General features: G+C 36.4%; 6 protein-coding genes. All 6 read left to right on the forward strand.

The genetic code is table 11. The annotated features are described in order from the left end of the window. The coding region (locus tag CXF89_RS17955) for a response regulator (protein ID WP_121955361.1) at positions 1-1,081 on the forward strand (1,081 nt) is incomplete at its 5' end. 602 nt (positions 1,082-1,683) lie between these two features. After that, positions 1,684-1,974, forward strand: a complete 291-nt coding sequence (locus CXF89_RS17960; RefSeq protein ID WP_007585474.1) for a hypothetical protein — start codon at positions 1,684-1,686, stop codon at positions 1,972-1,974. 427 nt (positions 1,975-2,401) lie between these two features. Beyond that, positions 2,402-3,214, forward strand: a complete 813-nt coding sequence (locus tag CXF89_RS17965) for a putative bifunctional diguanylate cyclase/phosphodiesterase (protein WP_257983242.1) — start codon at positions 2,402-2,404, stop codon at positions 3,212-3,214. A 108-nt stretch (positions 3,215-3,322) separates the two neighbouring features. After that, positions 3,323-3,697 (forward strand): Hpt domain-containing protein, encoded by a 375-nt coding sequence (locus tag CXF89_RS17970; RefSeq protein ID WP_101216632.1) that lies wholly within the window; start codon positions 3,323-3,325, stop codon positions 3,695-3,697. A 9-nt stretch (positions 3,698-3,706) separates the two neighbouring features. Next, a complete protein-coding gene (locus CXF89_RS17975) occupies positions 3,707-5,104 on the forward strand; it encodes a sigma-54-dependent transcriptional regulator (RefSeq protein ID WP_121955362.1) in 1,398 nt (465 codons plus the stop codon). 112 nt (positions 5,105-5,216) lie between these two features. After that, on the forward strand, positions 5,217-5,747 hold the full coding sequence (locus tag CXF89_RS17980; protein WP_007585494.1) for a peroxiredoxin-like family protein: 531 nt from the start codon (positions 5,217-5,219) through the stop codon (positions 5,745-5,747). Positions 5,748-5,784: the final 37 nt, after the last annotated feature.

The raw sequence follows: 5,784 nt of genomic DNA on the forward strand, positions 1-5,784 counted from the left end.
AAATAAAATAGAAAGTATGTTTATGCCTTTTATTCAATCAGATAATTCAATTACCCGAAAACATGGTGGTAGTGGCTTAGGCCTTGCGATATGTAAGCAAATTTGTGATGTAGTAGGGGGAGATATTTCGGTTAACTCTGAGCTCAATAAAGGGAGTGAGTTTATCGTTAATTACCCGTTACAAATAGACACAACCGACTCAATATTGCGAGAGGGGTTTGCAGCACGAAGTAAAAAGCCAAGAGTATGGATTGTAGGACATAACCAAATTTTAAAAACCGCGTTGGAGCACACACTCACTCGGTTTTCTATCGCTTTTGAGCACTATGAAATATGCCCAGATATCCCTGAGTATGATAGTTTTCCTGATGCAATTGTATTAACTGATCCTCCAATGCTAGCCCAAACACGCGAGTGTATAAATACATATAACTCCCTTAATTCACCGTGTTTACTTATCTTAGACTTACTAGGTGAAAGCTTATTACCGCAAAATCTTAACGACAGAGAGCTTAGGTTAAATGGCCCTTTTAAAGTATCGCATGTACCGCGAGCAATTAGTTTATTGGAAGAACAGTTATTTCATTTAGATATTATATTTACTAATCGTGAACAAAAAGAAGCCTTAGAAAGCCCTTCAGGGTTAACTCAGTTGAATGGGACCAATGTATTGGTTGCTGAAGATAATACTAATAATCAAATAGTAATAAGGCAGTTTTTAGAGCAAAAAGGCTGTCGGGTACATATTGCTAGTGATGGGCAAGAGGCAATAACCAAGGCTAAAAACAATAAACTTGATATTATTTTTATGGATATCCAGATGCCAATACTAGATGGGATCTCTGCAACTAAAGCAATCAGAAAGTTAGATATAGCCACCCCTATAATAGCGCTCACAGCAAATGCGATTCATGGTGATAAAGAGCGATTTATTGAAGCGGGGATGAATGATTATTTAGCTAAACCAATTGTAAGTGAAACACTTTATTTATTGCTTGATAAATATGCACCAAAGCAGGCTATTGAATCTAAGCATTTAAAGCTTACTCGTTTAGTGCAAGTGTGGGAAAAGCTGGGTTGAGCAATGAAGGTTAGGGTCTGTTGAACTTTCAGGGTTAAATTTGCAGCAGTCTGTTTGGTATTTAGGCCAGGCAGAGCCTATGCAGTGTGGTTATTCCCCATAAATGGGCGATAACGTAGCATTAATGCCAAACAGGCGCTGCCCAAAGGGTTCTTCCTAGGGGCTATTTACTCTTTGTTGCTCGGTTTTTACTTAGCCCGCTAGGTTACAAACCTCGCGCCGCGATTAAACCGCCTCTAGTTTGAACAAATTTTAATCCGCAAAGATCAACAGACCTTAATATAAAAAGTGGGTTTGTGTTGCATAAAACTTGATAAACGAAGAAATTAACCTAGTATTTTAGGAGTAAGTTAAATTTATTTTTTAGTATTTAATGAGTGTTTTTATTATAGTTTTTCAATTTGATTCGCAAATTGCAATTCAAAATAAAAATACAACGTTACGAATTATTTTTGGATTCTAAATTACATTTTTAATTTTTTTAATACTTTGATTTTGTTGTTTATTTTATCTTTCGTTTGTTTTTGTTTAGTTGGCACGGCTTTCGCAACATATTAAATATCAAATCAAGACAATTTAGTTAAATTTTTAAGAGGTGCAATATGCAAACAAATACAAAAGCCAAACAACAACCTAAAAGTAATAATTGGGTACTTACACCTGAAATCATGGTTTTGTCTATTTTGCTTGTAGCTACCTTAGTAATAGGTATTACAGTTCTGCGCGGTAGCGATTCTGTAGAGCCGTTAACGGACATACAGCCGATTACTTTTACACAAGCTGATGTTGAAAATGCACAGTCGATGAGTAATACGTTTGACTCGCAAAATACTAACTATGCACAACATGTAACAGCCCCTAAAAACGAAAATAACGACACTCTTTCAAACTAGAGACTTTTGCGCAGGTAACTATTTATTGTTGCCTGCGTTTTTTTTATGTTTCCTATCACCGTTTTAACTTTTTCTCCCTAGCTTTAAAATTACGTGTACGCTTTTTAATTCAAGCTGTGCGTAACTAAATTAGTTTTATCCAGCCTTTCTTTATACTCATCTTCAATTACTAATCCTTACTTTTAGCCAACAATTACTAACTGGTTTCTCTGTGCTGTTTGGGCTTGAGTAAGCTCTTATTTATTAATTTAGGTGCATTGCAAATTGAATTGCAAAATGCAAATAAAATAGAAAAATTTAAATACTCAAATAACTAAACTTAACCTTTTGAATTTGCTGTTTTTATTTTTGTTTTATTCACTTTCTAAATGGTCTGTAACTTGCTCTTGATTACATAAGTCACTAAGAGTGAAAATCGGAGCAAAACATGAATGCATTTAAGTACCTAGAAGCAGAAAGCCCAGTCAATCTCGCAAGATGGCATGAGTTAGAGAGAATCATGTCGGATGCAATGCAAAATAATTATTTTAAAATGGTTTATCAACCGCTTGTATCATTAGGAACGGGAAAGTTGGTCGGCTTTGAATCGCTAGTAAGGTGCCAATCACCCCGCTTTGGTATTGTAGGCCCTGATGAGTTTATCCCTCATGTAGAGCAATCGGGAATGATTTTAGAATTAGGTGACTGGATTTTTGAGCAATGTTTGTCTGATTTAAAACAGATGCGACATTTTGGTATGACAGATATTGCTGTTTCTTTAAATATTTCACCGGTACAAATTTTAGATGGTGATGTGTTTTCAAAAGTAATGGCTTTGCTAGAAAAGCACCAAATACCACCACAAGCCATTAAAGTTGAATTAACGGAAACAGCGCTAATTCATAGTCCTGATAAAATAGCTAAGGCGTTTGAAAACTTCCATAAAGAAGGCGTAAAGGTGTGGATTGATGATTTTGGCACTGGGTACGCGTCTTTAGGTCTACTTCGTCAATTTGATATCGATGGTTTAAAAATTGATCGCAGTTTTGTAAGTGGTATTGCAACTAATAACGAAGACTTTACGTTATGTAGCGCAATTATTGCGATGGCTCAACGATTGGGCTTACAAACTGTAGCAGAAGGCATTGAAGAGAATGAGCAATTACAAATATTAGAACAACTTGGTTGTGATATTGCTCAGGGGTACTTGCTCGATAAGCCGCAAACATTAACAAAAAGTATTGATACCCGGGCTCTGTAATTGTTTATATTCATTTTGATTTGCAAAATGCAAAAAACAAATTACTCTTAAACTACAATTCTTACATTTTATTAGTGTACGAAGCTTTAACTTACACAAAGGTTATCTATGCCTATATCAGAGCAGTTTATCGATAAAAGTATTACGGAGCTAAATGTTTTAATTCAACTTGAAAAGGATGTTGGAATAAGCGTTTTAGCTCGATTAGTAAACTTATTTATCGATGAATTAGTTACTATGGCTAACCAATTAGATACGGCAATTAATAATGCAGATATTATAAAAATTAGAGAAATAATGCATGTTTTGAAAAACTCGGCTGCCTTATATGGAGCCGCTCCTTTAGCTGCATTGGCAACACAGTTACACGATTCACCACCACCAACCACAGAAGAAAATTTGCACGCAGCGCTTGTTATTAAGCATAACTTGGATAAAACCCGAGATGCATATCAAATAATGAGTAAGAGTATAGCTATCTAGGAGAAAGCCGTGTCAGATATAATGGGTAAAGGCCTTGTTTATATTGTTGAAGATAGCATCGCAAGTGGTGCTTTGTACGCCAGTCAGCTAGAGCAAGTAGGTTTTGAATGTAAGCATTTCGCAGATGGATATTCTGCTTTGGCCGGTATTAAAGAAAAAATGCCTGCGGTGATAGTACAAGATGTATGCTTGCCTGATATAAGTGGGCTTGAAGTTTTACAATTTGTAAATAAACAAAAAAATCCTGCTAATGTAGTCATGATCACCTCAAATAGTTCTATTGATATTGCAGTGGAAGCTATGCGTTTAGGTGGCTTCGATTTTTTAGAAAAACCCTTCACAAGTCAGCGACTTATTAGCTCAGTAGAAAGTGCGTTAACACCCAAAGAGCAAGCTAAAGTACAACCTTTGGTTCAAAGCAGTGATAAAAGCCAAGATTTTGTTGGTGAATCTCTCGCAATGAAAACCGTTTTTAGATTGCTAGATAGCGCAGCTAGAAGCAAAGCATGCGTATTTATTACAGGTGAAAGTGGAACCGGTAAAGAAGTATGCGCACAAACCCTTCATGATTCGAGCCCTCGCAGCCAAGGCCCTTTTATTGCTATAAACTGTGCTGCGATCCCTGCTGAGTTATTTGAATCAGAATTTTTTGGGCATGTTAAAGGGGCATTTAGTGGCGCTTTAAGCGATCGTAAAGGCGCAGTTGAAGTGGCCAACGGCGGTACGTTATTTCTAGATGAACTATGTGAAATGGAGCTTAACTTACAAGCTAAGTTATTGCGCTTTTTACAAACTGGCATATTTAGCAAGGTTGGTAGCAGCGAAGTATTACACAGCGATGTCCGCTTGGTATGTGCAACCAACAGAAATCCAATAATAGAGGTAGCAGAGGGGCGCTTTAGAGAAGATTTATATTATCGTTTAAATGTTATCCCCGTAAAGCTCCCGCCTTTAAGGGAGCGCGGAAACGATATTTTGCTGCTCGCTGAGTATATTTTAAAACAAAAAAGCGATAGCAACGCTAAACATTTTATTGGCTTTTCTGATGAAGTTAAGGCGCTTTTTTGTAATTACGATTGGCCAGGAAATATACGCGAACTGCAAAATGTAATTGAAAATACAGTCGTTATTAATGATGGCGATGTAATAGAAAGAGATATGCTACCAAATTCATTTGGTCTAGGCGCTGTAAAACACTCAAGCTCAACTAAGTCAATTCACAATACAAACGATCAGAGTGTTCAATTATCTCCTATGTCGGTTCACGATATAGAACCATTATGGCAAGTTGAAAAAAGGGCTATTGAAAACGCAATCAAAAGCTGCGAAGACAACATTCCTCTTGCTGCTGCTTATTTAGGGGTAAGTGCATCTACCATTTATAGAAAAATAAAGGGATGGTCTTAAAGCTTTAATAGATTTTAATTGCAATTTTAGGTTGAATTAATAAAAGTTACCCTAAACTCTATGTGTAAGAGCAAAATTAATTTTTAATCTGAAATAGTAAAAGGAGATCGCAATGAGTAACACTAGTTTAAAACCTGCGGATATTATGCCATCACTAGTAGTGAGTGATGTTGATGAGAAAAAGGTAGATTTAGTTGACAGAATAAGTGACTCTCCGTGGAAAATGATTGTTGTTTATCGAGGCCAGCACTGCCCTAAATGTACTGCGCAACTCAACGAGCTTGCTAAAGTTCATAAAGACTTTAAAGAGGCTGGAGTTGAAGTGGTTGCAGTAAGTGGTGATAGCCATGAGCAGCTTAATAAACATCTTGAAAAAATAGATATTAACTTCCCAATTTACTATGGTTTAACAATCGAACAAATGACTGATTTAGGGCTACATATTAGCGAGCCTCGCAGTGGTGCAGAAACTGATCATCCATTTGCTGAACCAGGAATTTATGTGCTTAATGAAAAAAATCAGCTTCAAATGGTCGATATATCAAACAGCCCGTTTGTTCGTCCTGATTTAGAGCAACTGCTAGGTGGGATTAAGTTTTCAAGAGAAAACGACTATCCAATCCGGGGCACATTTATTAAATAGTATTCATTTTACATGGTTTCAAAAAAGGCACTCTTCA

The sequence above is a fragment of the Pseudoalteromonas sp. MelDa3 genome (assembly GCF_002863625.1).
GTDB lineage: Bacteria > Pseudomonadota > Gammaproteobacteria > Enterobacterales > Alteromonadaceae > Pseudoalteromonas > Pseudoalteromonas arctica.

Coding starts and splice junctions, on each gene's coding strand:
- CXF89_RS17960 (WP_007585474.1), top strand. CDS start 1,684: ATGCAAACAAATACAAAAGCCAAACAACAACCTAAAAGTAATAATTGG.
- CXF89_RS17965 (WP_257983242.1), top strand. CDS start 2,402: ATGAATGCATTTAAGTACCTAGAAGCAGAAAGCCCAGTCAATCTCGCA.
- CXF89_RS17970 (WP_101216632.1), top strand. CDS start 3,323: ATGCCTATATCAGAGCAGTTTATCGATAAAAGTATTACGGAGCTAAAT.
- CXF89_RS17980 (WP_007585494.1), top strand. CDS start 5,217: ATGAGTAACACTAGTTTAAAACCTGCGGATATTATGCCATCACTAGTA.